21 protein-coding genes and 1 pseudogene are annotated in these 26,359 nt (G+C 61.5%); 10 read left to right on the top strand and 12 right to left on the bottom strand.

The annotated features are described in order from the left end of the window. Positions 1–47: 47 nt before the first annotated feature. Positions 48–674, top strand: a complete 627-nt coding sequence (locus ABIC35_RS19310) for an FxDxF family PEP-CTERM protein (RefSeq protein ID WP_121079829.1) — start codon at positions 48–50, stop codon at positions 672–674. Positions 675–1,168: 494 nt separating this feature from the next. Continuing rightward, complete coding sequence (locus ABIC35_RS19315; protein WP_183049520.1) at positions 1,169–5,872, top strand: putative Ig domain-containing protein; 4,704 nt, start codon at positions 1,169–1,171, stop codon at positions 5,870–5,872. Positions 5,873–6,445: 573 nt separating this feature from the next. Here the strand turns inward: ABIC35_RS19315 and ABIC35_RS19320 are convergent. Next, entirely contained in the window at positions 6,446–7,030 is a 585-nt protein-coding gene (locus tag ABIC35_RS19320; protein WP_147425979.1) for a PEPxxWA-CTERM sorting domain-containing protein, read from the bottom strand. 357 nt (positions 7,031–7,387) lie between these two features. After that, on the bottom strand, positions 7,388–8,125 hold the full coding sequence (locus ABIC35_RS19325) for a PEP-CTERM sorting domain-containing protein (RefSeq protein WP_183049519.1): 738 nt from the start codon (positions 8,123–8,125) through the stop codon (positions 7,388–7,390). Positions 8,126–8,674: 549 nt separating this feature from the next. On the opposite strand from ABIC35_RS19325, the gene ABIC35_RS19330 reads away from it, so the two are divergent. Further along, complete coding sequence (locus ABIC35_RS19330) at positions 8,675–9,190, top strand: hypothetical protein (RefSeq protein ID WP_121079821.1); 516 nt, start codon at positions 8,675–8,677, stop codon at positions 9,188–9,190. A gap of 487 nt (positions 9,191–9,677) precedes the next feature. Here the strand turns inward: ABIC35_RS19330 and ABIC35_RS19335 are convergent, their stop codons facing one another. Further along, positions 9,678–10,088, bottom strand: coding sequence for a helix-turn-helix domain-containing protein (locus ABIC35_RS19335; protein WP_121079819.1), 411 nt, complete (start codon positions 10,086–10,088; stop codon positions 9,678–9,680). Positions 10,089–10,155: 67 nt separating this feature from the next. Between ABIC35_RS19335 and ABIC35_RS19340 the strand changes: the two genes are divergently transcribed. Continuing rightward, positions 10,156–11,016: a class I SAM-dependent methyltransferase gene (locus ABIC35_RS19340; RefSeq protein ID WP_220667404.1), complete on the top strand. Its 861-nt coding sequence runs from the start codon at positions 10,156–10,158 to the stop codon at positions 11,014–11,016. 419 nt (positions 11,017–11,435) lie between these two features. Here the strand turns inward: ABIC35_RS19340 and ABIC35_RS19345 are convergent, their stop codons facing one another. Both ABIC35_RS19345 and ABIC35_RS19350 read right to left on the bottom strand, forming a co-directional pair. Next, entirely contained in the window at positions 11,436–12,779 is a 1,344-nt protein-coding gene (locus tag ABIC35_RS19345) for a S41 family peptidase (protein ID WP_220667403.1), read from the bottom strand. Positions 12,780–12,811: 32 nt separating this feature from the next. Further along, on the bottom strand, positions 12,812–13,264 hold the full coding sequence (locus ABIC35_RS19350; RefSeq protein ID WP_220667402.1) for a MarR family winged helix-turn-helix transcriptional regulator: 453 nt from the start codon (positions 13,262–13,264) through the stop codon (positions 12,812–12,814). Positions 13,265–13,983: 719 nt separating this feature from the next. On the opposite strand from ABIC35_RS19350, the gene ABIC35_RS19355 reads away from it, so the two are divergent. Further along, on the top strand, positions 13,984–14,559 hold the full coding sequence (locus tag ABIC35_RS19355) for a YdeI/OmpD-associated family protein (protein ID WP_121079813.1): 576 nt from the start codon (positions 13,984–13,986) through the stop codon (positions 14,557–14,559). A gap of 1,003 nt (positions 14,560–15,562) precedes the next feature. Beyond that, positions 15,563–15,667: pseudogene (locus ABIC35_RS21730) on the top strand (PEPxxWA-CTERM sorting domain-containing protein); the annotation flags it as partial. Positions 15,668–16,333: 666 nt separating this feature from the next. Here the strand turns inward: ABIC35_RS21730 and ABIC35_RS19365 are convergent. Next, positions 16,334–16,918 carry a recombinase family protein gene (locus tag ABIC35_RS19365; protein WP_121079958.1) on the bottom strand — a complete coding sequence of 195 codons (585 nt, stop codon included), beginning with the start codon at positions 16,916–16,918 and terminating at the stop codon, positions 16,334–16,336. Between the two features lie 443 nt (positions 16,919–17,361). Between ABIC35_RS19365 and ABIC35_RS19370 the strand changes: the two genes are divergently transcribed. Next, on the top strand, positions 17,362–17,607 hold the full coding sequence (locus tag ABIC35_RS19370; RefSeq protein WP_121079811.1) for an AbrB/MazE/SpoVT family DNA-binding domain-containing protein: 246 nt from the start codon (positions 17,362–17,364) through the stop codon (positions 17,605–17,607). Further along, positions 17,604–17,990, top strand: coding sequence for a type II toxin-antitoxin system VapC family toxin (locus ABIC35_RS19375; protein ID WP_121079809.1), 387 nt, complete (start codon positions 17,604–17,606; stop codon positions 17,988–17,990). The genes ABIC35_RS19370 and ABIC35_RS19375 overlap by 4 nt, the downstream gene beginning before the upstream one ends. 294 nt (positions 17,991–18,284) lie before the next feature. Here the strand turns inward: ABIC35_RS19375 and ABIC35_RS19380 are convergent, their stop codons facing one another. After that, positions 18,285–19,190: an AraC family transcriptional regulator gene (locus tag ABIC35_RS19380; protein WP_121079807.1), complete on the bottom strand. Its 906-nt coding sequence runs from the start codon at positions 19,188–19,190 to the stop codon at positions 18,285–18,287. Between the two features lie 98 nt (positions 19,191–19,288). Between ABIC35_RS19380 and ABIC35_RS19385 the strand changes: the two genes are divergently transcribed. Continuing rightward, entirely contained in the window at positions 19,289–20,038 is a 750-nt protein-coding gene (locus ABIC35_RS19385) for an SDR family oxidoreductase (protein WP_121079805.1), read from the top strand. Between the two features lie 861 nt (positions 20,039–20,899). Beyond that, positions 20,900–21,817: an SH3 domain-containing protein gene (locus ABIC35_RS19390; protein WP_354278561.1), complete on the top strand. Its 918-nt coding sequence runs from the start codon at positions 20,900–20,902 to the stop codon at positions 21,815–21,817. Between the two features lie 72 nt (positions 21,818–21,889). Here the strand turns inward: ABIC35_RS19390 and ABIC35_RS19395 are convergent, their stop codons facing one another. From ABIC35_RS19395 to ABIC35_RS19415, 5 genes are all read right to left on the bottom strand, one after another. Next, on the bottom strand, positions 21,890–22,336 hold the full coding sequence (locus ABIC35_RS19395) for a globin domain-containing protein (RefSeq protein ID WP_121079801.1): 447 nt from the start codon (positions 22,334–22,336) through the stop codon (positions 21,890–21,892). A gap of 59 nt (positions 22,337–22,395) precedes the next feature. Continuing rightward, positions 22,396–23,085, bottom strand: coding sequence for an alternative oxidase (locus tag ABIC35_RS19400; RefSeq protein WP_121079799.1), 690 nt, complete (start codon positions 23,083–23,085; stop codon positions 22,396–22,398). 480 nt (positions 23,086–23,565) lie between these two features. Next, positions 23,566–23,859, bottom strand: coding sequence for a hypothetical protein (locus tag ABIC35_RS19405; RefSeq protein ID WP_147425975.1), 294 nt, complete (start codon positions 23,857–23,859; stop codon positions 23,566–23,568). Between the two features lie 65 nt (positions 23,860–23,924). Beyond that, positions 23,925–24,626 (bottom strand): HPP family protein, encoded by a 702-nt coding sequence (locus tag ABIC35_RS19410; protein WP_121079795.1) that lies wholly within the window; start codon positions 24,624–24,626, stop codon positions 23,925–23,927. Next, positions 24,623–26,344, bottom strand: coding sequence for a chloride channel protein (locus ABIC35_RS19415; RefSeq protein ID WP_121079793.1), 1,722 nt, complete (start codon positions 26,342–26,344; stop codon positions 24,623–24,625). The genes ABIC35_RS19410 and ABIC35_RS19415 overlap by 4 nt, the downstream gene beginning before the upstream one ends. Between the last annotated feature and the right edge of the window lie 15 nt (positions 26,345–26,359).

A 26,359-nucleotide genomic window follows, 5' to 3' on the forward strand; every position in this document is an offset into this window, starting at 1 on the left:
ACAACAGGTTCGTTAACGAACTGTTAATGTAAGCAGGGAGAGTTTGTATGAAGCGCTATCTAGCGGCCGTCGCCATGATCTCCGCGAGCATCCTCGGCACGACCGCAGCCAATGCGGCAACCACGATCATCACTCCTGGTGTCCAGCCTACGGGAACAACATTCGTTGTCGCCGGCAATCCGTTCTCCGGCCCCGTTGCCGCCACCTTTGGCCACACCGGCATTGCAGCGGGTGACTTCACCGATCTCTTCCAATTCACCCTCGGGCAGGACGGCACTGGAAGCGGGTCGGTGACGACCAGCGTAACGCAGACTGCCTTCCTGATGTCGACGGATCTCGACATCACCTCTGTTCTCTTCAACGGCATAACCGCAGAGCGGACGCTTTTCGACCTTGATAACAATGTATGCACGACCCGTGGGGTCGGTAGCTGTGGGGCTAGTGAGTCTTTTGCACTCACTAACGCGATGGTGAAGGCCGGCGTGCTCAACACCATCACCGTAACCGGCGTGTCACGAGGCCTTGGCTCTTACGGCGGCAACGCCACTTTCGATCCTTCGGCAGTCCCCGAACCCGCTACGTGGGGTCTCATGATCGCTGGCTTTGGGGCTGCGGGTTTGAGCCTCCGCCGCCGCCGTTCCAGCGACGCCCGCCGGCTGGCTCAAGCGGGCTAGGGCCAGAATGACGCGCTTGGAGTTTCCGCAATCGCGCAAGCGAACGGCAGCGAAGCGCAGGAGCTAAACGCTCCCATCGGATTGTAACGGGTCAAAGGGGCTCAGGTGGACAAACCTGGGCCCCTGTCTTGCCCGTTGCTCCGAAACCCAGATGCTGCGCCCGAAGCGCCCCCACACGCCGAATCCGTAGATCTGGACCGCCGGGAGGCGAGGCGTGGCCGAGCACGGCAGGAGGCAGGCGCCCGAGGCAGCTGCGCGCCCACTTCCTGCCATTCGGAGAAGCTCGCAGGCACGCCAAAAGCGGACGTAGCGGTATTCTGATTCGCAACTGTCTCAATGCGCCGTTGGCTGCCCAGTGATGCACGGGGACGAGCTTCGATCAATTGGCCCTATGTTCTTTCAGCCATGGTACGTGCTTGAACGGAGGGCGATCAAGCCACTCCCATTAACCAAGCAAGATTATGCATTCGAACGGTTTTCAGTTCGAGGCGTGCATGACGTATCTGCGGTTTGAAGAAGGTCGCCAGCTCTTGAAGCTCGCGCTCTCCGCGCTCTTGGCCTCCATGCTGCTCATGTATGGGTGGGCGGGATCCTCGCAAGCAGCCGAATTGCGCTTCAACCGGGCGTACGTTGGCACATTGACCGGCCAAACGTTCGCTACAACCACTCTCTTGAACGCTGATCCCGGCTCAATCCGGTTTGCCGATGGAGGTACGCAACGCGCATTTCAGAACACCACCGGCACGCTGTATTATACGGTGAACGGCGTCCAGTACTCAGAAGTGGGTGTGCTGAATTCCCGTTATCCTAACGGCAACACCATGATCGACGCCGTGGCCTTCACCGCTAACTCTGGCGGTGACCGCCTGCTTGTCCTGGGAGGCAGCTACACCGCCGGCACGAGCTATGGCGGCAGCTCCAACGCCGTCGTCACGAAGCTGAACGAATATCTGGACGCTACCGCACCGGATGCGGGCCAGACTACTCTCAGCGTAAACGGCGGTTTGTCGGCTACCGTCTCTGTCGGGCAAACGGCTACGATCCTTGTGACGGTGAAGCTGTCCAGCGGAGCTGGGCTGGCCGGCGCTAACGTTACCTTGAATGCAAATCCCTCCGCGAACACCACCATCTCGCCAGCCTCTGCAGTCACGAACAGCAGCGGTCAGGCGACCTTCTCCGTCCAATCAAATGCTGCTGGCAGCGTCACTTACAGCGCCACAGCGTCCGCGAACGGCTCCACCTTCACGAGCACCGCCACGGTGACAGTGACATCCGTGGGCGTGCGAAGCCCGGCGCAGTCCAGTGCCGTAGTTCCCAACGGCAGCGCAGGCCTTCCTACTCTCGTCACCATCACTGTACGGGACAGCAGCGGCAATCCGGTCACCGGTGCGGCCGCAGCATTGTCAGCGAGCATCGGTGGCAGCAACGCCGGCACCTCGGTTTCAGCGATCGCCGATCGTGGCGGCGGCAGTTACGGCTTCAGCTACACGCCCACGATTGCGGGCACCGACGCTGTGAGCATCAAGCTCGACGGCACCAATATAAGCGGCTCGCCTTACTCGAGCCTTGTGGCCGCACCTACGCTCAGCTTCGCACCTGCACCAGGAGGCCTGCCCAACGGTTCGGTCGGCACTGCGTACAGCCAGACCATCACGGCCACCGGAGGCACCGCTCCGTACAGCTTCACCACTACGGGGCTACCCGCGGGGCTGAACCTCAACGCTACGACGGGAACGATCAGCGGCACGCCGACGACCCCCGGCAGCTACACCATGACCGTCGCCGTGACAGACGCGCATGGCGCAACGGGATCGGCGACCTACACCGTAGTGATTAGCGTTCAGGCGCCGGTGGCCGGCGCCTCTGCTGTCACAGTTGCAGCGAACACTACTGCAACCACCGTGCCGCTGAGCCTCACCGGCGGCGCCGCCACCAGCGTGGCCGTCGCGACGGCCCCCTCCCATGGAACCGCGACCGCTTCGGGCACGGCGATCAGCTATACGCCCAACGTCGGCTTCTCGGGAGGCGACAGCTTCACCTATACCGCCACGAACTCCGCGGGTAACAGCGCGCCGGCAACGGTAACCGTCACGGTCTCAGCACCCGCGTTGATCATCAGCCCCGCACCCGGCGGGTTGCCGAACGGCACCGTTGGCGCCGGCTATAGCCAGACCATTACGGCAACAGGCGGCACTGCCCCGTACAGCTTCATCGCGACGGGACTGCCCGCAGGCTTGACCCTCAACGCCGCCACCGGCGCAGTCATCGGTACTCCCACGACGCCGGGGAACTATACCATCGCGGTCACCGCCACCGATACCTATGGTGCCGGCGGGACAGCAGCCTATGCCTTGAACATCGCTATGCAGGCGCCATTGACGGGATCTACGAGCCTCGCCGTCGTTGCGAATAGCGCTGCGACCTCCGTACCGCTCAGCCTTTCCGGCGGTACTGCCACGAGCGTTGCAGTCGCCGCGGCTCCCGCCCACGGCATTGTAACCGTGTCGGGTACGGCGATCAGCTATGCGCCGAACGCTGGCTTCTCCGGTAGTGACAGCTTCACCTACACGGCCTCCAACGCCGCTGGCACCAGTGCGCCTGCCACAGTGACAGTGACGGTCTCTACGCCGACCCTCAGCTTCGCACCCGCACCTGGTGGGCTGCCCAATGGCGCCGTCGGAGCCGACTATAATCAGACCATCACGGTAACGGGCGGCGCCGCTCCGTATAGCTTCACCGCGGCGGGGCTGCCCGCAGGCCTCATTGTCAACGCCGCGACGGGCGTGATCAGCGGCGCGCCGACGACCGCCGGCAGCTACAACGTGACGATTTCCGTTACGGACGCGCATGGCGTGACGGGCGCTGCGACCTATACGATCGCGATCAGTGTTCAGGCGCCCGTGGCCGGTGCCTCCACCGTCGCGGTGGGAGCGAACAGCAGCGCGACCGCCATCCCGCTCAGTCTTGCTGGCGGCGCTGCCACCAGCGTGGCAGTTGCAACCGCGCCTGCCCATGGCACTGCGAGCGCATCCGGTATCGCGATCAGCTATGCGCCCAATGCCGGGTTCTCCGGCACCGACAGCTTTACCTATACGGCCACCAACGCCGCCGGCATCAGTGCACCAGCGACCGTAACGGTGACGGTCTCAGCACCTACGTTGGTGTTCAGCCCAGCACCCGGAGCGTTGCCGAATGGTACCGTTGGGACGGCTTACAGCCAGACGATCACGATTTCTGGAGGCACCGCGCCGTACAGCTTCACCGCAACCGGATTGCCGGCAGGCTTGACCCTCAACGCCACAACTGGGGCGATCACCGGCACGCCCACGACCGACGGCAGCTTTCAAGCCAGCGTAACGGCCACCGATGCCTTTGGCGCAGTGCTCGCGCAAAACTACTCCATCGTCATCGCACCGCCGCCTCCACCGGTGGCCGCAGACTCGACGTCAGCAAGCGTCCCGGCGAACACCGAAACCAAAGCAGGACAGAATGTCGCGATCAACCTGACCAGCCTAGTGTCAGGCGAATACACCGACATCCGGATTATGCGTCAGCCGCAGCACGGGTCGGTAGCAATCACCCGCACGGTGGCGATGCGAGCCGGCGGCACGCCCGGCATAATGGCGGCGCTTGCTGTGTTCGGAATGCTTGACCTGCCCAGCCAAGTCATCGCGATCTACACGCCAGATCCAAACTATCACGGTCCGGATAGCTTCCAATTCGCTGCGGTTGGCCCCGGCGGCGTGTCGGCTCCTGCATCGGTCGTCATCAACGTGGTTGGGAGGATCCCGACGGCGCAGGCGCTGACGGCGAACACGCTGGACGGGCAGGCGGTGCTGGTCGACCTCACCGCAGGTGCTACCGAGGGCCCGTTTGTCGATGCCGCCATCATCAGCGTGTCGCCAGCACAGCAGGCGGCAGCCGAAATAGTGCCTGGCGGCAGTGGAACCAGCCGTAGCTTCAAGGTTCGTGTCACGCCCAAGGCGCGTTTCAGCGGTGCCGTCCTGGTCCAATACACCCTCACCAATGCGTTCGGGACATCGGCGCCGGCGGTGGTGACGGTCAATGTCACCCGCCGACCCGATCCGTCCGCCGATCCCGTGGTACAGGCGATCAGCGACGGGCAAGCCGAAGCTGCGCGTCGCTTCTCTCAGGCGCAGGTCTCCAACTTCCTGCGGCGTGCCGAAACGCTGCACGGTGACTGCGGACATTCCTTCAACGGTGTGCGCGTGGCATCGCGCGACCTCGCTCCGCCTGCAGCGGAACCCCGTAGCGACGATCCAGCCGAGATCCGCCGCGGTGAGCGCACCAAGGAAACGCAACAGCAGCAGCGCGCCAACGCAAAGCGTGGCGTCGAAACGGGCTGTCGCAGCATGGCCGTCTGGAGCGGTGGCACGGTGGAACTTGGAACACGCGACGCTGCTACAGGCCGCGCGAAGATCAGCGCTGCGACGAGCGGGCTCAGCGGCGGTGTCGATGCAAAGGTGGGCGATGGGCTGTATCTCGGCGCCGGTGCGGGTCTCAGCCGTGACATCAGCCGGATTGATGGTAGCAAGGGCCGCCTCTTCTCCAAAGGAACCACGCTTGCTTTGTACGGCAGCGCCGCACCTGTCCCTGGGCTGTTCGTCGATGGGGTGGCCACTACCAGTTGGATGACCTTCCGCACGCGCCGCACCGACGCGACGACGGGAGCGCTTGCTTCGGGTGAGCGCTCCGGCCGCCTCACAAGCATCGCGCTATCCATCGGCATTGACCGCGTAAGCGGACCGTTGGGCTGGTCGGTCTATGGGAGGGCGGCCACGAGCAACGGCAACCTTCACGGCTATGTGGAGGAGGGCGCCGGCGTCTACGACCTCCGCTTCGACTCCCGTGCTATCCGCTCCACCACGGGAACCCTTGGTTTTCGCACCGCGCTTCGCCAGCCCTTTCCAAATGGTTCGATGACGGTGAACCTGCGCGGCGAGTGGCAGCATGAGTTCCAGGGCGGGGCGCTGCAAGGCGTCGACTATGCCGACATCGCCGGCCCTTCCGTTTACCGGCTGCGTGCACAAAACTGGGGGCGCGAACAGTTCGTGCTGGCGCCGGGCATTGATCTCGACCTGCCCGCGGATTGGCAGTTCTCGATCAATCTCGGCTTCCGCGGAGCGGAGGACGAGAGGGCGATGTCGACGAGCGTTCGGGCACGCAAACAATTTTGATCCAGGGGAGGCGATCAGCAGCGTGACCTAACTTGTGAGCTCGAAGCGAAGACTCTCCAGGTACGGAGCATGCAGAAACTGGGGCGTCGTAGGCTGAACTTCGTCCACAACGCGCCCAACTTCCGCCGTTAGGAGGTGCTCGAGGGTTTTCCAGGAGCGGACATGGCGGGGGTTTGGTTCGCAATTTGTCTCGAGGTCCGTCGAAGAGGGACGGGGCAGTGCGCGCCTCGGCTCATCGCCATCCGTCGGCCTCCAGCAGCTTCCTAAAAGTCAGCTCGAGGCCGGCTTTGTCCGCTGGCCGGGGGCTTCGATAACCCGGTTAGTCGACTAATCCGATAAGTCGAGAAACCGGGTAAGTGGATGCGCAGCATTGGCCATTCGCAGGGTGCTAGGCCGCAGCGCGCCCACTTCCGGCCATTGAGCAGCGCTTGCTCAGCACCTGGAAGCGGACATCATCATCGAACCTGGGCATGGCCTCCCATGAGCAGCCCGCGCGCCGCGCTCTCTAGCGGAGCTGTGACCGCAATACCTTAGTGGCGCCGCCTCGCTGGGCGGGCGACGCCAAGGAAACCATTACGCTGCGCGCAGCATGGCCCGACCGCTGCGGCGACGAAGCGTCCCACCGGCAAACACGAACCCACCGATCATCATCCCCCACATCGCGGGCTCAGGGACTGCGGAGCCACCGATGTTGACCGTGAGGGAGTCGTTCGACGACCGGAAGACATACTGACCATCCTTCAGCCCGAGGCTGGCGATCGTTGCATCCAGATAGGTAGCCGAGCCGCTCAGGAGGGAGCCTGACTGGTAGCCAACTGGAAGGTTGATCGCGCCCATATACTGCGCGATGCCAAACACGTCTCCGGTTGCTGAGGAAGCAAGCTGAGAGCGCTGAAGATAACCGAGCCCTGGCCCCGTGATCCCTGTGAACATGTTGATCGGTGCTGAAATTCCGACGCTGATCGAACCGAAGGCTGGATTGATCCTCGGAGAACCCTGCAGATTTGCCGCGTACAGCGTCAGCCCACTTGTGTCGAACGTTCCCGAACCCTTGAGCACGACGGATGTGCCGACTTGCTGGACGTTGATAACAATAGCAGCTTGAGCTGCGATAGGCGTGCAAAGAGCGGCAAGTGCAGCTGCGAGAATAGCCTTCATGTTGGTTCCCCTGGTTCGACCTAGAGAGGTCGTTGCAACGCTTAGGCAGCGAAGAGAGAACGGTAGATAACTATAACTGTTGCACTTTCATTGCGGCTGCCACGCCGCAGGTGTGCTCCTCAAATTTTTAGCTATGGCCTGCCCACAGAATCCACTGGCTGGCCGTGGTCATGAGCGTCGAATCGCAGGGCGCAGTAGGCCTCAGTCGGCTCGGCGCCCACTTTCAGACATTGAGAAGATTGAGCGACATCCCCAAAAGCGGACGTCGACTGCAATCCGAAGAACCCTCCCAGCGGCCGAGAGTGACGGAAGCGAGATGCTCGCTCATTTAGCCGCATCAGCGCAGCAACGGCTGCCTCAACAAGCGGTGGAACGCTCCTGCGACCGTCGGGCATTCCTCCGTCGGCGGAGAATTGCACCGCTAATACCGACCCCAGCGATGATCAGAGCCCAATGATGGGGTTCGGGGACGCCACTCGCGAAGCCTCCAACGTATGTACCACTGAGAAAGCCGGTCTGCCTAGTGATCGGGTCGCGCGTCCCGTATTCAAAATTGGAGTAGTAAGTCGGACCTTGACCGAAGATGCCGTCGAGCGTGAGTGGCATGCCGTCGTCGGCCTGTCGGAGAACACCACCGATGGAGACCATTTGGTTTTTGCCCGCACTCCCACCGAAGGGCTCAGCCGGGTCGCCAACGGTCGCCTTCCCTGCCAGAAAAAAAGTGAAGACAAGTGATTCTTCGCTCATGTTCGATCCAGGGAAGAACGAGAAGCCGCGATAGAGTTCAATGAAAGGGGTGTACACAGCTTCGGAAGACAGCGGGTACGCATAGCCCCCAAGCGTAACTGCCGCGCTTGAAAGGGATAAATCATAGATCGCATAGCCCTGGGACGCTTCGAATAGCGCCGCCCTCGCGGGGTCGAAGGTGAAGGAGAAGCTGAAGGCGCTGCCGAGCGGAACCGAGCCGGTCAGCGGGAGCTTGCCTGAGACCTGCGACAGCGTACCGGATCCGCTATACGTCACGGGAGCCGCGGCGGCCCCGGATCCAGCTGCGATGAAACAGCTGGCGATCATCGCGACTGGCGTACGGCGCATGAGAACTCTCCCCTGTTTTCTAAATCTTAGCACCAGCATGCGTTCTTCAGCGTTGCGATACAAGCGCCGATGGGACTTCAAAGCCTACACGGCCAAGCCTCCTCACGCTTGGTCCAAAACTGGGACAACTACTTTGGTCAAGCCCGGCGGCTAACGTCCATTTCCGGGAAGCATCTCGCGACTTTCATTGTCCCCTTTGAGGCGGGAGCGGTCAAAGAAGAGATGGGCAGGGACGCCGGCAGCTCGGCGCCCAAAGTCGGACATTCAGGTGGCCGATCGGCCTTCCTGAAAGCGGACGCAAACGGCGGGCCCTCGATCCTCGCGGTCGGCGGCTGGAAGTGGGTGGGAAGCCGACTGTCCGCTTCTGTGCTCGCGGACCGAGTTGGCGGTCGCCAGGCCCGACCCTTCGATATAGCCAGCCTTTCGCCGTCACGTGCGGCTACAAAGAGGAGGAAGTCCCTCGATTTAACAGCCAAGTCATCACCTATGCGTGGAACCGGATCGTCACTACACCGATGACGGCGAGCAGCCGGATTCGAGGAGGGCGTGATGCGCTATTGGACTTTGCCGGCGGCGATCGGAGCTGCCATCATGATCTCCAGCACAAGCTCAGCGAGCCCGTCACACGGTGTGATTTCAGGCATTTATAACCGCGACTCGGAGTCGCGCGACACCGCCTTTCAAGCGATCGAGAGCGCTATTGCCGCCGTCCCTGACGCTAAGCGCCCTCGCGCGCGCATGATTTTGCGCAAGTCGATTGCCGTGTCCATAATCAGAATCTCAAGTACAGGAGACCGTCTCTCGATCACGTACGATGCCAAAGCGCCTATCGTCGTTTGGATTGGCGGAGAGCCGATCAAGTGGACGCTCATCGAAGGCCTTATTTTCGATGTATCAGCGAAAGCGAATGATGAAGCTGTATCCCTGAAATTCCACGGGGACGACAGTGAGCGAACGACGGTGTATCGTAGCGTTGGACAGCAGTTGGTGGAGGAGACTACAATCATAAGTCCACTGCTCTCTACGCCGATACGATATAGACTTACCTATAGCCGCGCGAAGTAAAAGGCTTGACGAGCCAAATTTTCTGGTGAGAAGCCGTCGAACGGTTCTTCTCTCCTAGGTGGGAACTCCGGCCCAGATGATGTCTCCACGTCTGCTTTGAGACGTGCAACGATCGCGATCGAACGTCCGCAAGCGGGGCGGGACCGGCCGAACAGCGGGAGGGCTAGGGAGCCAGGCGGCTGAGCGCCCAGTTCCGGCCATTAAAAGGTGCTCGACGGCTTCCCAGAAGCGGACATGGCGCGAGCCTGGTTCGCATTAGGTGCCGATGCGCCGGCAGGGGAGGGGGCACCCAGCTGCGCACGTACTCTCAGAGCGCCAGCAAGGCGACTGATTTACCCAAAAGCGGACCCGGGCGAACGGCCTGCAGATCCACCTCGCCAAGGACCGGAAGTGGGACAAAGCCGTCATCAGAGGCAGGCAGTTCGAATGACGGCTTCCCGCAGAAGCAGAAGCTCGCGAAGGTGCGCGCCACATTGATCCTGCCGAGCTATTGCCTGTAATCACGGCGGCAACCCAGGGCGGCTCCTTGCAGGCTGCGAAAGGTAGGACATTCGGCATGGCTCGGCGCTGGGCAACGCGCTGCGCTTCGAAGACCGTCGCGAAGCGTCTCCAACTTCCTGATAGTGCGATCGATCTCGTCCGCCTTCGCGGCGAGTAGCCCACGATCGATCCGAATTTCGCCGTCGGGGCTCAGCATCCCGCCAATCTCGCTCAGCGACAAGCCGGCGGACCGGCCCAGCGCGATCAGCGACAGCCGGTCGATCACGTCGGCGGCGAATGTACGCCGCAGCCCCCGGCGGCCAAGTGACTCAATCAATCCCTGTTGTTCGTAATAGCGCAAGGTCGAGGCCGGGAGGCCGGAACGGCGCGCGACCTCAGCAATATCGATCAATCCCATCCTTGACCTCAAGCTGACTTGAAGTGGCACGGTGCAGCGAATCATCAACCGTATCAAGGATAAGCCAGTGAACCACGACCACGATCAGGAAAGCGGCGGGCTTCGCTGGAACAAGCAGCGTGGAAACGTCTGGGTGGACCTTCAGCCGATGCTCGATCGCTTGTTCCTGCCGTTCGAGCGGATGCTGGTCGATATCGTAACGACCGAGCCTGCAAAGGCGGTGCTCGATATAGGCTGCGGCACCGGAGCCATTACGCTGGCGCTGGCTGACAGGCTGGGGCAGTCGGCGCATTGCACTGGCGTCGATGTGTCGGAGGCGATGCTGGACCATGCGCGCCAGCGCGCCCTTGCGACAGGCGCGCATAATGTGCGCTTTATCGCTGGAGATGCGCAGCGCCATCGGTTTTCACCCGGTACCTTCGACGCCGCTGTGTCGCGCTTCGGGGTCATGTTTTTCGACGATCCTGTCGCCGCCTTCGCGAATATCAGCGCTGCAGTGCGCACCGGCGGCACGATGACCTGCATGGTATGGCGGGGCCGGGAGGAAAACCCCTTCATGACGGCGGCGGAACGCGCGGCGGGGCCGCTGCTCGGGTGGGAGGATGAGCCTGAGGCCAGGCGCGAAGCACCTGGCCAGTTTGCCTTCGCCAGTGCCACCCACGTTTTTCGCATCCTGGCCGCTGCGGGGTGGCGCGATGTCGATATCACGCCCACAGATGTGACATGCAGCCTGACGGCAGGCGATCTTATTACCTACAGTCGGCGAATGGGGCGCGTTGGCGCGATCCTGCCCCACCTAGACGATGCGCTCCGTGAAGACGTTATCGCGAAGCTCGACGCGGCGTTTGCCGACTTTATCGTCGAAGGCCATGCGGCATTTAACGCCGCGTGCTGGATCATCCGGGCAAAGGCCGGCTTGTCAGAGTAGCCCTTGAAAGTAACCTTGCTGTCGGAGGAGCAGGTGTCTGGCGAACGGCGCGTTTTGGAACACGCCGCCGCTCCGTGCCCGTTCCTTCAACGGCGCATTTTGGTCGTGAGCGGCCGCAGTTGAAGGCAGGGCGGAAGGGCAGGGGCGCCAGGCAGCAGCGCGCCCAAAGTCGGACATTCAAGGGGCCTATCGGCCCTCCTGAAAGCGGACGCAAACGGCGGGCCCCCAATCCCCGCGGCTGGCGGCTGGAAGTGGTGAAAAGGGGACAGGCGGCTTTCGCGACTGCGCTCTAAATTGCTGCCGCCTGGAAAACGATTGATTCTCTGGCATTTTAGTCGTGCTGCGGATGTGCGAGGCCCCGACAGGTGCTGCCGAGGCCAGAGCTGTCCACCCGAAAGAAGGACAGCTCAGCCTAAGTCCTAATCCCGCTTGATCAAGCGGGGCGCGGGTTCGTCCTTCCAGAAAAGTTCGAGCGCACCGGGCTTGAAGCCGACCCGGAGAATGTCAACGCCGTCGACGGCGAACAGGCCATCTGCGGTCAGAAGACTCAGCCGACGCGGTGCCGGCCACAGCGGATGGCCAGGACGCGCGAGGGTGAGCCCGCCCTTGTCAGTCGCCACGATGTATTTGCCGTAAGAACCGGGCGCGGCCTGCACGATTGCAGGCGATATGGTGACTGGGTGAAGCCGTGCCTCCGCTTCCGGCAGCGCCCAAGCATAGTCAGCCTTCAGCTCCGGCGTGAGCGCGCGCGCTGCAAGCGCCTGCAGCGCCAGCACCTGCGCCTCGTCGAGCGCCTGAGGCGGGGCCACCGCCACCTCCGGCTGCACACCAGTGCCCTCCCAATTTGTCTTGCTGACCGGATGCACAGGTCGCCCCGTCGAGACGCTCAGCATGAAGCCGGGCGCAATCGCCACGAAGTCGTTGTTGTTAGCCGCTCCTGCCGTGCCGGAGCCGACCAACGTGCCGAGCTTGAACTGCTGCACGTCATAGGCGAAGGATTCCGCGGCTGAGGCGGTTCCTTGGTCTGTCAGCACATAGAGCGGCTTGCCGACCATTCGACCGGCGGGAAGATTGTCTAGCACGCGTGTCTGGACGGGCTCATGACCGGCTTGGAGAAACGTGATCTCGAGCGTGCCCGGCTTCAGGAAGTGGCTGACGAGATATTGCACCGCTTCCGAGGCGCCGCCGCCATTGCCACGCAAATCAATGATGACAGCGTCTCCGTCGCGAAGAAAGCGCATAGCATCGTCATAGGCCTGCCCGCTCTCGTCAGGCACCCAACGGAAGCCGCTGATCTTGAGATAGCGAACGTTGCCCGGAAGGATGCGGAGCTCCGCCAGTCCATGATGATCGCGGCGGCTCGCGGAGGCCTCGAATACACTCAAATTCTGCAACGAAGCACCAGCTCCGCCTTCAGCTGTAGCGGCCGCATAACGCTGAGGATCATATTGCAGATAGGCATGGCCGTCCTTGCTCGCCGCCTGGAGATCGCTGGTAATCTGCCCGGCAAGCTCGTTTGCGCTCATGACGTTGTAGCGGCCCGACTTCATCCCCTTGTCAAGCTGCGCCAGAATGGCTGGAACCTTGTTGGGAAACACATAGGACTTAGCGTACGCCGCCTTCACCGCCTGCACGACCGCGGCCCGCTGCGCTTGGCTCAAGGCCTGCGAATTTGGGGCCGAGGGAACGGGTGCCACCTGCGCTCCAGCGCCGGTAGACAAAAAAAGGGCGAGCGCCATCGCTGCCGCAGATACGACTTTCAATTCACATACTCCGGATGAGGAAAAGGAAAGATCTAGAAGTCGTTGGAGAAATTGAGCGTCTCTGCCGCGCGCTCGATCCGCTCTCCAAAGGGGATCAACTTCAGCGCCTCAATCGCCTCGGTCGCGATTTTCGAGAGCGGCGCCGACAATTCGGCGTCGAGCTGATCGGCCGCGGCATTGGTTGCAGTCCATTGTCTCTGCAGCGCCGGGATCATCGCCTGCGCCTTGCTTGAGAGCACGACGATCCGCTCCCGAGCGTCTGCGCCTGGCTTCAGCTCGACCAAGCCGTCCCGCTGCATTTGCGAGACCGTTTGACTGACAGCGGAATGGGTGATGCCGATCACGCGGGACAACGCCCGAATGGACATGGCGCCTTCCTGCTGCAGCGCGCGCAGCACGGGGGTGTAGCGCGGCCGCCAATCGAGACCCGCCCTGACGTAAGCCGCCTCGACATCAGCATCAAGCAAATCGATCAGATGACGCATGAGCGTGCCTAATGTAGGTGAGCGAATGTCCATACGAGTCATGTATAAGCGCTGTTATATATGGTCAAGAGGCATATCTCTGTGGCTCGCGTAACGCATTTTCGAAGGCGGGCGGCGAAATGTTCGGTGTGCGGAGACGGACCGCTTTTCCAAGGCCCCGCGACGAAGAGCTGTTGGGACAGCCGGAAGCGCCGGTCCAGGAACCCACGCATGGGAAGTGGGCGAGCCTACTGCCGAGGCGACCCGCTCGGCCTTCGGTTTCCCAAAACGCCGCTACCATCACTCTTTTACGCACGGGCGAATCCAGTCCAAGAGATCGGGAAGATGAGGCGCGCGAATGGCTGCTTCCGGCGGATCCCGGTGCGCCCCTGAACGTCCGAGATTAGCGCGGTGACGGCCGCGTGGCGGGAGTTGGGGACGCCAGGCAGGTGCGCGCCCAAATTTAGCCGTTGAGACGTTCCGACGCGTTTCCCAGAAGCAGACATACCTGGACCTGTCTCTCAACCAGTTCTGGCTCGACGGTGGAGGAGCAGCTGACGGGTTGAGGCGGTGCCCAAGTAGCTGCGCGGCAACTCCGTCAGCTGGCCTCGATTGCGCCCGGGCAATTGACAGGGCAGCTGCGTGGCCAAAGCGAGCCGGAGAGGACAGACTCGGGCGGGGGACGACCAGTGGTGCGGACACGCCTTTTCAGCCGTGTGGTGCCCCGATAACGTTGTACTATGACGATTATCCCCAAGGAGGCGCTCGCTTTTGAGCAGGCCGCAGACCTCGCGGACTGGTTTTCTCAGAACCACAAGACAGTGAATGAGCTGTGGGTACGTATCTTCAAGGCGGGCTCTGGCATCAGATCGGTCACCTGGACGGACTGTGTTGTAGAGGCGATCCGCTTTGGATGGATCGATGGGGTGAAGCAAGCCGGTGACGAGAGTTTCTACTATCAGCGGCTGACGCCGCGCCGAGCCGGCTCCAACTGGTCGACGAAGAATCGCGAGCACGCGGTGCGCTTGATCGCCGAAGCTCGCATGACTCCCTCGGGGTTTGCGCACGTAGAGGCGGCCCGTGCGAACGGGCGGTGGGATAGCGCTTATGAAGGGTCTGCATCCATGGTCATTCCGCAGGACTTTCTGGAGGCGTTATCGGCTTATCCGGAAGCGGAGGCCTTTTTTCAAACCCTCGATCGCAAGAACCTCTACCCGATTTACTATCGGCTTCAGACTGCCAAGAGGCCTGAGACGCGCGCACGCCAAATGCAACAGATCCTCGATCAGTTGCAGCGTAGAGAGCGCTTTCATTGAGGTCCTGCCATCCTCGACCGCCGGTCTGCACCCGCCTTGATCATCTAGGCTTTTTTGAATGGATCACACGATGTTCCTAACGATTCTCATCGTGAGCTTGGCTGAACCGAGCCTGGCAGATAAGGTTCGGTCGTGCTCTGCGGCGGTGCATAGTGCCCGGCCTCAAGATGCAAGCCGTGCCTGTTCACGGCGTACAGAGGGGGCCACGGCTTGCGGAGCTGCCCTCGCAATGGGACGAGCAGCACCGTCCGCGCTACCCAAGCTCTCCGGAAAACGCAGAACCGATGCGCTCGCGTATTTCGACGCAAGAGTTAGCGCCTGCTTGGAACATGAGGAAGGCTTGAAGCGGCAGCTTTTGGCAGGACCGCCCGACTGAACGGCCGAGAGTGGGTGGGAAGCTGCCAAAACCGCCGGATGCAACGGGGCTCGTAGGGCCAGGTCACGCGCCGTATCTAGATTGCGATTTAGGGAATAATCCATTAACCAATATTGGCAAATATTTGCGAACAGGGGAAAATCGATGAGACACTGGTTTACGGCGGCCGTGGCAACGGCAATCAGCTTGCTTTCTGTTCCTGTCGACGCACAAGTATTCACGGTAGATTTTTCGCCAAATTCAGGATCGATGACTGACCATGGAACCTGGCTTTCTCATGGTTTTGAATTTTTCGTTTTCGACCGCTCGGGAAAACAAGTCGATAACTTCATCGTTGATGGCTCGATTTATATCCCAACCAATGGGGGCTTGTCCATAGATGACCTGTGCTGTTCGGGTCCCTATAACTTTTCAAAAACTAGTTTGCTGCGATTTGACATAAGCGCTTCAACTCCCGTGACAGTATGGGACCAGTTTAGCATGGATCAGATTCATTTTCCTGATGCACGTCCTGGTTGCGAGAATATAAGGCTTCGGCGCTATTTCCTCCTCGATGCCGATATTACTCTAGGAGACGGTGATTTAGCAGAGGGTGACGCCTTTGTTGACAACTTGACATTTGTGACCAGCGTGCCCGAACCCGCTAGTTGGGGGATGATGCTTGCCGGTAGCGGAATGGCCGGCGCGGCAATTCGCCGTCGACGTCGCAAGACTGTCGCTGCTGCCGCCTGAAGCAACGTACATCTTCGCATGGAGGGCGGCCCGCTTCGGCCGCCCTTTTCCTTTACGTATCATGAGAGGACATGCGGGGCCGCCTCAGCTTACGGGCGGCAGGCAGGTTAGCGTCAGAAGAATTGCGACATGCCCATTCTCGCCCTTCGGGGGAATGCCGCCCCCTCACGCGATGCACGTGTCCTGCGTCTCAGCTCAACAACTACAGATCGCAGGAGATCGCGATGTCCGCTAGTGGGCGGGAGCAGACCGGCTGCTTTTCCATCCGAAGCGGAACGGCAGCTCCTGGCGCCGACGCGGCGCCGAGCGGCTGAAAGTGGGTGGTTAGCGGCCGTCGCTACGTTGCCGGTGCGCTTCGAAACGGGCCTCGCCTACCGAGACCTGATTCCGCTCCAGATGGCGCAGTCAAAAGAACGCGGCGGTCACCATACCCACTAGAAAGGCCGCGAGAAATACGTTCCAGATCAGCTGATTAGGCTCATGAAATTCAGTCCACATCGGGACGGCCAAAACTGCGCCAATCCAAACAGCAGCATACCATTTCGACATCATAGCGCCCGCCCATGCCCGCGGCTTCAGTCAATCATTGTGAGCATATCATCCAACGCAGCGGCAGCAAGTGGGGCGAGAGCGGACCGGCGGCTTCTGACCCGTGAGGGGAAGCGGCTAAATGTCTGAAGGACCCCTCCACCCGGTACGAGCAAGGGTGCCCACGAGGGTAGATCGAGCGATGCCGAAATTCCGGCACACCGCCGCCTTGCTGGTGCCAGATGCCAGTGCTTGGATAACCGCTTCCATCTTCTCCGCATCGATCGCCGGCGGCCTGCCGCCCTTACGGCCTCTCCGCTTTGCAGCGGCGAGGCCGGCCATTACTCGCTCGCGCGTCAAAGCTCGCTCGTACTGTGCCAAAGCACCGAACAGGGAGAACAGCAGCTCACCGTGCGGGGTCGTCGTGTCCATATGCTCGGTAAGCGAGCGGAATGCGATGCCGCGCTCTTTGAGGTCCGCTATGATCGAGAGTAGGTGGGGCAACGAGCGGCCGAGGCGGTCGAGCTTCCAAACCACCAGTGTGTCACCTTCAGCCAGATAGCTGAGGCAGGCTTTAAGGCCTGGTCGATCGTCCCGTGCGCCGGAAGACTTGTCGGTATGAATGTGCCGCGGATCGACACCCGCCATCGTGAGTGCGTCACGCTGCAGATCCACCGATTGGCGGTCATCGGCGGACGACACCCGCATGTATCCAATAAGCATGTACGACAAACCCTCGAAATAAGCTTTCCGTACACTGCGCCAAAGCGACAGGGTTTGTCGATCATTTTCCGAGACAAGCTCACCGCGGAAGCAGGGTTGTCGCTCAGAGTGTCGAAAATCATGTGTTTTCCGACACCCCTTGCCGTCCGAATCAAAGTGGTCTGCGATACGTGGTCCCCGAAGGCCCAGTCTGTTTTGAGTGGTTGCGGGGCACTTGAAGTACCTGCTCCCGCCCAGTGCCCGAAAGGGATACCCACAACGCACCGATCGCCAGCGACCATCTTGAGGATCCAAGGCAAGCGGGAGGGCAGGGGAGGGTGTTCAGACAAAGGCGACCGGTCATGCCATACGGAAGGCGTTATGCACCGGAGGAAGTTCCTTGCCGTGTCGAGCACAATTGCTTAGATTAGGTACGCCGTGCCAATCTGCTTCGGAGGTACCCTATGACGCTGCAGATCAATATAACCCCAAATGGGCGCATGAGCCTGCCAGCTGACGTTCGCAAGCGCTTGGGACTCACGGGCGGCGGAGCGGTGTATCTGGACGAAACCGAAGATGGTGTCGTGTTGCGGACAGCCAATCAGGCTGTGGCTCGAGCCCAGGCCTTGGCCAAGCGGTACACCGGCGACAATCCGGGTGCGTCGGTGGATGCATTTCTAGCGCGACGGCGGGAGGAAAGCGGGGAGTGAGCATCGTACTCGACGCAAGTGCCATAATCGCCATGCTTCGAGGCGAGCGTGGCGCTGCCAAGGTTGCAGCGGCCATTGCCGAGGCCCGGGTCAGCAGCGTGAACTATGCTGAGGTCGTCACTCACTTCGTCCATGCCGGCATGCCGGAGCGAGAGGTTGACGCCATGCTAGATCCGCTCCCCATGACCATCATTCCTGCGGACAAGGCGCTCGCGCAGATCGCTGGTAGGCTTCGTGGCACGACAGCGGAGGCGGGCTTGAGCTTGGGTGATCGGTTCTGTCTCGCTCTGGCTCGGCGGGATGGTCTACCAGCTTGGACGAGTGATCAGAACTGGAAGAAGGTCGCAGACGCGGTCGACGTCAAGGTTGTAGCGATCCGTTGACGCAGCGAACGGTAGGACAGGGGAGGGGTTCTTGCCCGGCGTGAGCCGGCGGGCCGCGAGAGGGCAGCGGGACCTACGCAGATGTATGTCCACTTCAGCCATTCAGCAGGCAGACCGATCACTTCAACGCCGACGCAAACGGATAGTTCGCGATCGGCTCTGCGTGAGACCGGAAGTGGGACAAAGCCGCCGTTCACAATGCTTGGATCTGATGACGGCTTTCAGCGATAGCTGCCGCGATCGCTTAGCCCGCCATGCAGATGATCGCGATGGGCCGGAATCCGCTCGTTGCAGCTAAGCGGCAAATGCCATCCGCGCATATCGCATCGGCGCCATCCCGACATGCCGTGAAAAAGCGGTGCTGAACGTACTTGCCGAGCCGTACCCAACCTGAGTTGCGACGTGCTCGATCGAGACCCGATCCGCGCGCAGCAGTCTTTTGGCTAGGGCCATGCGCCATGCTAAGAGATATTCCATCGGCGGCAGCCCGACGATCCGGCTGAAACGGGCAAAAAAAGCCGAACGGGACATTGCAGCCTCTGCAGCAAGATCGACGACCGTCCATCCGTGCGCGGGGCGCGCATGCATGGCGCGCAAGGCCGAGACTAGGCGATCGTCTGACAAACCTCGCGCAACGCTCGGAACCGAGGTTGTATCGGCCCCGCTCCGAAGCGTCTCGATCAGCAGAACTTCAAGCAAGCGCTCAAGCACCAGTTCGCGGCCCGGCCGGGACTGGCGGCTCTCGTCCCCCACCAACTGAAGCAACAAGGCAAGGCGTGGCTCGCCCCGCGCGACAATCATTGCCGGCAATAGGGAGACGAGCAAAGCGGCATCTGGCGAGGCGAAGCTGCACACGCCAACCTGCATTTTCAGATTCACGGGTTCGCCAGACGGCCCGACTCGAAATCGTCCCTCACCCATTTCGGTTGGCATCAACTCGACCCCGTGCCGCGGCGCGTCGATGCTTTCGACAATGTGATCGTTGGTCGACGGGGACAGCACGAAATCGCCCTTTTTCACGATGATAGGCGGACGACCGGACGATACGACGCGGCACTCCCCATCAAGCACAGCGAAAAAGACCGGCTTGCCTTCGATGTTGCGACGGATGCGCCACCGTCCGGCATATTCGACAAGCTTGGAGTAGCTGGCCGAGGGCTGGAGAAGCGTCACGATCTCGGCAAGCGGATCGACATTCATATCAGGACTATCGCCAATGGAATCGAGACAGCAACGCATAGCCGATCTCTCGATCGGCTGCCATATCCGGGTGACGCCAACAACCTCGGAGCGCGCTTATGTCCACCGTCCTTATCACCGGCTGTTCCTCGGGCTTCGGCCTTGAGACGGCCAAACTGTTCCTAGAGAACGGCTGGAAGGTCGTCGCCACGATGCGGCAACCCAAAGCCGATATAATGCCCGCATCCGATAATCTCACGGTTCTGCCGCTTGACGTCACGAACCCGGACAGCATCGCAGCGACGCTGGATCAGGCCGGCGACATCGACGTGCTGGTAAACAATGCAGGTTTCGGTGCCGCCGTGCCGATCGAGCTGATCGACCCGGCTACCGCTCGCCAGTTGTTCGAAACGAACACGCTCGGGACACTGGCGATGGTGCAGGCTGTCTTACCGGGTTTTCGCAAGCGTCGTAGCGGCACGGTCATCAACGTCACGTCTGCGACGACGCTCAGGCCTCTGCCGCTGGTCAGCGTTTATCGGGCGAGCAAGGCGGCAGTTGACGCGCTTACCGAGAGCCTCGCGATCGAAATGCAGCCATTCGACGTGCGCGTGCACATCGTGCTGCCTGGACGCGCGCCCGAGACGAGCTTCGGCAGCAACGCGATGCCGCATCTGCGCGGGCTCGATAATCCCGATTACAAGCCTATGATCGAAGGTTTCATCACCCATGCCCGTGAGAACGGCGGCCCGGTCACACATGCAGTCGATGTCGCCGCGGCGGTCTGGCGGGCAGCCATCGATCCGAACGCGCCGCTTAGGATCGCGGCAGGTGCGGATGCCGTGCAGTGGATGTCTGCCGCCGAGTAAAACTCATCGACTAAGCGAATGGCGGCTCCCATCATGGGCTGCCGTTCGCGGAACCGTCCCGGACAGGGGCGGGCGGTTTGTGCGCATCAGTTGTTGAGGGCGGCGGATGGTCCCCGCGGAAGATATTTGCTCTGTCGCTTGAGCCGATGATGCGGCTTCGGCAAGGGGCCTCTTGGTGCGGAGCTATACGTACAGATCAGACAGCCCCCAACGGTTATGACCGTCGCGGAGGCAGGGTCGATGAAGGTACCATCCGCTATTGGGCGTACGACACTCCTGCTGGTCGATCCCGATGAAGAGTCCAGACGTGACACGCACCTGCGTTTGGCTGCAGCAGGATTTCATGTGCTGTCCCACTCACTCGCTTTCAACGCTCTTGAGAGCCCTGGGGCACTCTTGGCACGACTGCTGCTTGCAGCCGCTCATCGTAACAACCAGAGCGATGTCGAGCAGCTTCTGCCGCGCCTTCGCTCGCGAGGTTGGTCGGGTACCGGCATCGTCTTAGGTGAGGAAACGACCGACGAGCTGGCGCAGTGGGCGAGGAGAGCCGGATACTCCGCAATCATCAACCTGCAGCGGGGCTGGTGGCCGCAAAACCTACAATCATGTCCAAGCAGATTGATATCTGCGTCACCCGCTGCAGAGGGCGCGTAAGCTGTTGCCTGACCTCTCGCCGTCTCTCGACGAACAAGCGATCAGTTCGATCTAACTGCTGGGAAAGCCAGCGCCAAGAGTTGTCGGGGGCAAGCAGCACGCGCTTGTCTACGCTGAACGTTCCGCTAGTGCATCGCGCGGACCTTCTAGATCAACAGGGCAGACATGATGAAGCACTTACTGGTTACCGGAGCGGCTATGGTTTGCATGAGCGCGCTACCCGCACTCGCGCAGAGCAAGCCGACCAAGACCCAGCGCACGCAGGAACAAGCGATGCAGGATGTGCCGCATTGCGCCCGTAAGCTCGGCACCCTGTCGATCGTGGACGGCGACGATCCCCGGGGCTGGACGCAATATTCGCTGGCGCCGCCGCAGAAGCTGCTGAAGGTGCTGGTGCAGCGTTCTGGCTGCTTCAACCTCGTCGATCGCGGCTCGGGCCTGCAGGCCGCGCAGCTGGAGCGCAACATCGGCGGCGATCTCGGCCACCAGCGTGGCGCGAATGTCGGCCAGGGCCAAATCAAGGCGGCGGACTATGTCCTCGTTGCCGAAGTGCAGGCGTCGAACCGCAATGCAGCCGGAAACGGCATTGCCGGCGCAGCCGGCGGCGTGCTCGGCGGGCCGATCGGCGGCCTGATTGGCGGCATCAAGTCGCGCAAGATGGAAGCGAACACCGTCCTGTCGCTCACCAACGTCCGCACCACCGAGACGATCGCGACGCAGGAAGGCTATGCCTCGAAGAACAGCGTGAGCTGGGGTGCGGGCGGTGGCGTCGGCTTCATCGGAGGTGGCCTGGGGGCCGTCGGCGGCGGCTATGACAATACCGACATCGGCCGCATCGTCACGCTGGCATTCATCGACGCCTATTCCAAGATGGTCAACGAACTCGGCCTGGTCCAGCCGGGCGATGCCGGCACCGCTCAGGCGGCACCAACCAAGACCTTTACCGCGCAGGCGCCGGTGGCGATGCGCACCATGCCCGCGGCCACGGGCAAGGTGATCCGCACGGTGCCGGTCGGTGCGATCCTCTACCCGACTGGCAAGAAGGACGGCCTGTGGTGGGAAGTCGCCGACGAGAACGACAATGTCGGGTGGGTCCTGAACACCAAGCTCGCGCCGTCGAACTGATAAGGGCCCGATAACTAAGAAGCTGCCGCGGGAAGCCCGCGGCAGCTGTCGCCATTCGCTTTAGATGATCGGTTATCTAGCAATCTGCCCGTACGCGGCCGATTCAGCGGCGATGAGTATGTCGGCCAGCATCCAATAGGCCTCGCCCCACGCGGCGAGCACCTCGTCTGTAGCAACCTCATCACCCAGCACGTCACGAATCGCCGGGAGTAACGCCGCAGCCACGGCGGGATAATGGTCTGCTTGTACCCCGGTCTGGACATGGCGGGTTACCATGCGTTGAACGGCAGGACCGAGGTTCTCCAACTTGTCGATATTTTTGGCGTACGCGAGTATGGCGGCGGCTAGCCGGCGTGGTTGTTCGCCACTTTCCTGCGCGGCCATATCGAACAGGGATTTGATCGCCGCGTCCTGGAAAAGACGAGCGTACATGGCCGTCGTGATTGCGACCCCCTGCCGTTCGATGATCGGCGCAGTAGATTTCACGATAGCGGCGGCGGTCGGGGATATGCTGCGCATGGTCAAGCTCCGGGCAAGCGAAAAGGCGGGCTTTGCGGGCCCGCCCTCAAAGGAGTAGATTAGGCTACCTTCTTCCAGATCGGCTCGAGCGCTGCATGCGGCGGGCATTGCGCGATCTCTCCCGTCGGCAAGCCGCCAAGCTCGTTGGCGAAGCTGTGATTGACGTCCCGATGGTGAGCTTCGTCAGCGCGCACAACCAGGACAACGTCACGCAGCGTCGCGTCTTCAGGCAGACCCCAGTAGCGCTTCGCAATTTCGGGAGCTGCAACGTTCTCGCTACGCCCCTCGTCAATCTCGGCAAGATAATGCGTGTAGCTGATCACCGCTTCTTCTTCGAAGTATCCGACAACGCGATGTGCCGTTTTCGAGCTAATGAGATACAGAGCGAAGAAGAAGACATAGAATACCCATTGCACACCGATGATAACAGCTCGTTCAAACCAGGTGGGCTTCGAAATCTCGATGAACGTCATCAGATGCATACGCTCATTTTCTGCTTCATCCATCAGCGTCCGAATCCAGCCCTTGTCGTCACAGATGCGGCGAAGGCAGGAGAGGTGCGTGATAGTTGCGCCGACCATCCCGGGAACGGCCGCGACCGTTTCGAGCACAACCGCCCTATGGCCGTACCGTTCAGCAAAGAACGTGTCGGCCGTCCACCGCAGCACTTTGGTAAAGCCAAGCGCAATGCGGTCAGACAAACCTTTCGCCTGATGGTGAACACTAAGATCTATCAGGGGAGGGGTCACAGAAATTCTCCAGCAACTTGCAACGTGATCGTTGGAGCACCTCTATGCTCCGCGAGATGGGCGCGAAATTGGATGTTGTCCCTAGTGTGCAGCCCTTAGGGGGATGTACGTAGCGGACGTGCGGGGTGTTTGGGATGGGAGTGAGGTCGAGGCCCTTTGCCCTTGCGCAAGACCTCATTATCGGCGGTCGCGCTCAGGCAGCGCGCGAAGGTGATCGCCCGTCGCTGCCGCCGACATTCGCCGGCACGACGGGTGGAACTTCCTCGTAGTTCAAGTCGCGCATTTGAAGCCCTGATCGGCATAATACTTGGATCAGATTGACATGCGCATCGTGGACGGCAGCGCTGCAGCTGCCTTATCTCGACGGCTTTGCGACCTAGCTTCGATTTTTTGCACTCACCGTCAGGCTCGTCACTACGGCGAGTTCCTGAATGCGGAGGCCATTACGCAAAGAAGATGACCGGCGGTCACGGCGCACGCTTAGCGGCTTGGTACAACCGGCTTGTCGTTCAGGCTCTCGACACCAGAAAACAGACCTTCCAGCCGGTGGCTGAGGTGATCGCGGAATGCCGGGTCATGCCTGCGGGACGGAGCAGCGCCCTCGATCAACTCCTTGAACATCGCGTCGCGAACACGGTCGATGGCTTCAGCATTCAGGATGCCCGCAGTTTTCAACTCTCTGCATAACTGCAGGAGCCCAGCCGCCGTAGCCAAGGCTCGAAATCCAGCGAGGTTAAGCGAGTGATGAAGTTCGGAATCACGGTCGTTTATCATAGCGGGCTCCCTTCAAGGTCAGGCATTTATCCGCACTCTCTACCTCCCCTCTGGTCGGAGCTGCCTCACGGCTCGAACAACTCCGCGATCGCGCGGCGCTGTGCGCGACCGAGCAATTCGTGAAATAGCTTGTGGAGGTCATCCCTGCTGATATCGAGAGCCTCACCATAGTCCGTGAGCGCATCCTCGATGTCCTCGCTCGTCAGCCGAAGACGGCTGATTGGGGGATGAGGATGGATTGGCGCGTGTGGGCGGTGAGGATAGGAGCGCCTGGTCAAGTTGTTGTAGGCCAGCGCTGCGACCACGAGCACCGCGGAATTCACAAGAACCGGGAGGAGAACGAAGCTATAGCCCGCAGCTGTCACATGCGTCCCTCCCAGGACAGCAGTTAGCGCCACCGCGCCGCTGGGCGGGTGAATGCATCGGAGCAGCGACATAACCGCGAACGCTCCCGCAACTGCTGCGGCGGCGGCCGCGAGGGGCGATCCAATTTCTCTCGCAGCCGTGACACCGACGAGAGCGGCAACGAGGTTGCCGCCTAAGATGGACCATGGTTGGGCAAGGAGGCTCGCTGGCACACCGAACAGCAGCACCGCGGATGCGCCCATGGGCGCGATCAGCAACGGGGCCGCGCTAGAGTGGCCGTACCAAGCGGTGGAGAGGATGCCGGTCACAGCGATCCCAAGGAACGCTCCAACGCTCGCCCGCAGCCGTTCTGCGTAGGTGGTGGGCACCTGCTCCGGGAGGAAGCTACGAAGCCAGTTCATGCTTTTGCGTCCGCTCGCCGGGTCCGCTGCACGAAGCGAACTCGCTCATGTTCGTCCCGCCGCTGCTCGGCCCGCACCTGAAGCAGATCCCGACGCGCGACAATGCCGACCAAACGACCGCTCTGCCGGTCCACGACCGGCACTCGACCGGTATCCTCAGCTACCATTAGCTCAGCGACCGTCGAGCATGGCATCTCAGGATAAGCCAATGGGAGGGACCGGTCGGACAAGAGCTCACCCAAGGTGGACGTACCGTCAGGCTCGATCAGCTGCCACCGCAAAGCATCAGCGCGAGAGACCATGCCGACAGCCTGACCATCGTCGTCGATCACCGGGTAGCTGCGGTGACGGGCGTCACTCGCGAAGAATTCCGAAACCGCGCTCGCCAGCATCTCCGCGGGCAGTGTCTGCGGGTCCTGGGTCATAATCTGCCCCACCTGGGTAATGGCTAGTGGGTCTACGGCATACTCTTGGAGGATGTGGCGACCCCGTCGCGAGATCTTCTCGGTGAGAATGGAGCGGCGGAGAACTAAAACCGCAACCGCGTAGCTCGCCGCCGCGGCGGCTACGGTGCCAGGGAGGGCGTCGAGCCGCCCCGTCAGCTCAATGGCGAATACAGCTCCCGTCAGTGGTGCACGCATGGCTGCGCTCATTACCGCTGCCATCCCGAGCAGCGCCCAATAGCCGGTGTCGCCTGGTAGCAGGGTCCCAACCAGCGCTCCGAGGGCTCCACCGAGGATCAGCAGCGGCGCGAGTACACCCCCTGAGGTGCCCGATCCGAGTGCAACCAACCACACACAGGCTTTGACTAGCAACAGCAGGGCGAGGGCCTCTCCAATCACGGAGCCGTCCAGCAAATCCTGGATGTTGTTGTAACCAGCCCCGAGCACCCGTGCGTCGGCCAGGCCACCCAACCCGACGGCAACGGCTCCGATGGCTGGCCACCACATCCAGTGGATCGGCAGGCGATGGAACAGGTCCTCAATGCGGTACAGCGTGCTCGACAGCAGCGCGGCTAGCATTCCGCCGGTGACGCCAAGACCAGCCGCAGCGACAAGCGGCAAAGCGCCGGTCACGACGTCGCCGGTAAAGGGGAACAGCGGGCCGACCCCGATCATCAATGGCCGCCAGCTTAGGGCAGTCAGCGCGGCCGCTATGACGGGGACCAAGCTGCGAGGCTTCCACTCGAACAGCAGCACCTCGACCGCCAGCAAGATCGCTGCGACGGGCGTTCCGAAGATCGCTGTCATTCCCGATGCAGCGCCGGCGACCAGGAGCGTCTTGCGTTCCGCAGCGCTCAGATGAAAGCACTGCGCGAACAAAGAGCCAATGGCTCCGCCGGTCATGATAATCGGACCTTCAGCGCCAAAGGGGCCGCCGCTGCCGATGGATATCGCAGAGGATAAGGGCTTGAGCACCGCTACTTTGGCGGAAAGCCTGCTTTGACCGAATAGGATCGCTTCAATCGCTTCGGGAATGCCGTGGCCTCTGATTTTCTCCGAGCCGAACCGCGCCATCAGTCCGATCACGATGCTTCCAGTGACCGGAATGATGATAACCATGGGACCGGATGCAGCGTCAGCGATGTTTGCAGCGGAAGTCGAGACGCGCCCAAACCAAGCAAGGTTGGTGACCAGCCCGATCAGCTTGAGCAGCAACCACGCGGCCGCGGCACCGCCGCTGCCGACGACGACGGCCATAGCGGCAAGGAGGAGCATACGCCGGTCGGCGCT

The sequence above is a fragment of the Sphingomonas trueperi genome (genome assembly GCF_040545965.1).
Classification (GTDB): domain Bacteria; phylum Pseudomonadota; class Alphaproteobacteria; order Sphingomonadales; family Sphingomonadaceae; genus Sphingomonas; species Sphingomonas trueperi_C.

Excerpts from the sequence above, each read along its gene's own strand:
- ABIC35_RS19405 (WP_147425975.1), bottom strand. The coding sequence starts at position 23,859 with ATGATAAACGACCGTGATTCCGAACTTCATCACTCGCTTAACCTCGCT.
- ABIC35_RS19380 (WP_121079807.1), bottom strand. The coding sequence starts at position 19,190 with ATGAATGTCGATCCGCTTGCCGAGATCGTGACGCTTCTCCAGCCCTCG.
- ABIC35_RS19355 (WP_121079813.1), top strand. The coding sequence starts at position 13,984 with ATGACGATTATCCCCAAGGAGGCGCTCGCTTTTGAGCAGGCCGCAGAC.
- ABIC35_RS19315 (WP_183049520.1), top strand. The coding sequence starts at position 1,169 with ATGACGTATCTGCGGTTTGAAGAAGGTCGCCAGCTCTTGAAGCTCGCG.
- ABIC35_RS19370 (WP_121079811.1), top strand. The coding sequence starts at position 17,362 with ATGACGCTGCAGATCAATATAACCCCAAATGGGCGCATGAGCCTGCCA.
- ABIC35_RS19350 (WP_220667402.1), bottom strand. The coding sequence starts at position 13,264 with ATGCGTCATCTGATCGATTTGCTTGATGCTGATGTCGAGGCGGCTTAC.
- ABIC35_RS19310 (WP_121079829.1), top strand. The coding sequence starts at position 48 with ATGAAGCGCTATCTAGCGGCCGTCGCCATGATCTCCGCGAGCATCCTC.
- ABIC35_RS19365 (WP_121079958.1), bottom strand. The coding sequence starts at position 16,918 with ATGCTTATTGGATACATGCGGGTGTCGTCCGCCGATGACCGCCAATCG.
- ABIC35_RS19415 (WP_121079793.1), bottom strand. The coding sequence starts at position 26,344 with ATGCTCCTCCTTGCCGCTATGGCCGTCGTCGTCGGCAGCGGCGGTGCC.
- ABIC35_RS19320 (WP_147425979.1), bottom strand. The coding sequence starts at position 7,030 with ATGAAGGCTATTCTCGCAGCTGCACTTGCCGCTCTTTGCACGCCTATC.
- ABIC35_RS19395 (WP_121079801.1), bottom strand. The coding sequence starts at position 22,336 with ATGCGCAGCATATCCCCGACCGCCGCCGCTATCGTGAAATCTACTGCG.
- ABIC35_RS19390 (WP_354278561.1), top strand. The coding sequence starts at position 20,900 with ATGAGCGCGCTACCCGCACTCGCGCAGAGCAAGCCGACCAAGACCCAG.
- ABIC35_RS19410 (WP_121079795.1), bottom strand. The coding sequence starts at position 24,626 with ATGAACTGGCTTCGTAGCTTCCTCCCGGAGCAGGTGCCCACCACCTAC.
- ABIC35_RS19325 (WP_183049519.1), bottom strand. The coding sequence starts at position 8,125 with ATGCGCCGTACGCCAGTCGCGATGATCGCCAGCTGTTTCATCGCAGCT.
- ABIC35_RS19330 (WP_121079821.1), top strand. The coding sequence starts at position 8,675 with ATGCGCTATTGGACTTTGCCGGCGGCGATCGGAGCTGCCATCATGATC.
- ABIC35_RS19335 (WP_121079819.1), bottom strand. The coding sequence starts at position 10,088 with ATGGGATTGATCGATATTGCTGAGGTCGCGCGCCGTTCCGGCCTCCCG.
- ABIC35_RS19385 (WP_121079805.1), top strand. The coding sequence starts at position 19,289 with ATGTCCACCGTCCTTATCACCGGCTGTTCCTCGGGCTTCGGCCTTGAG.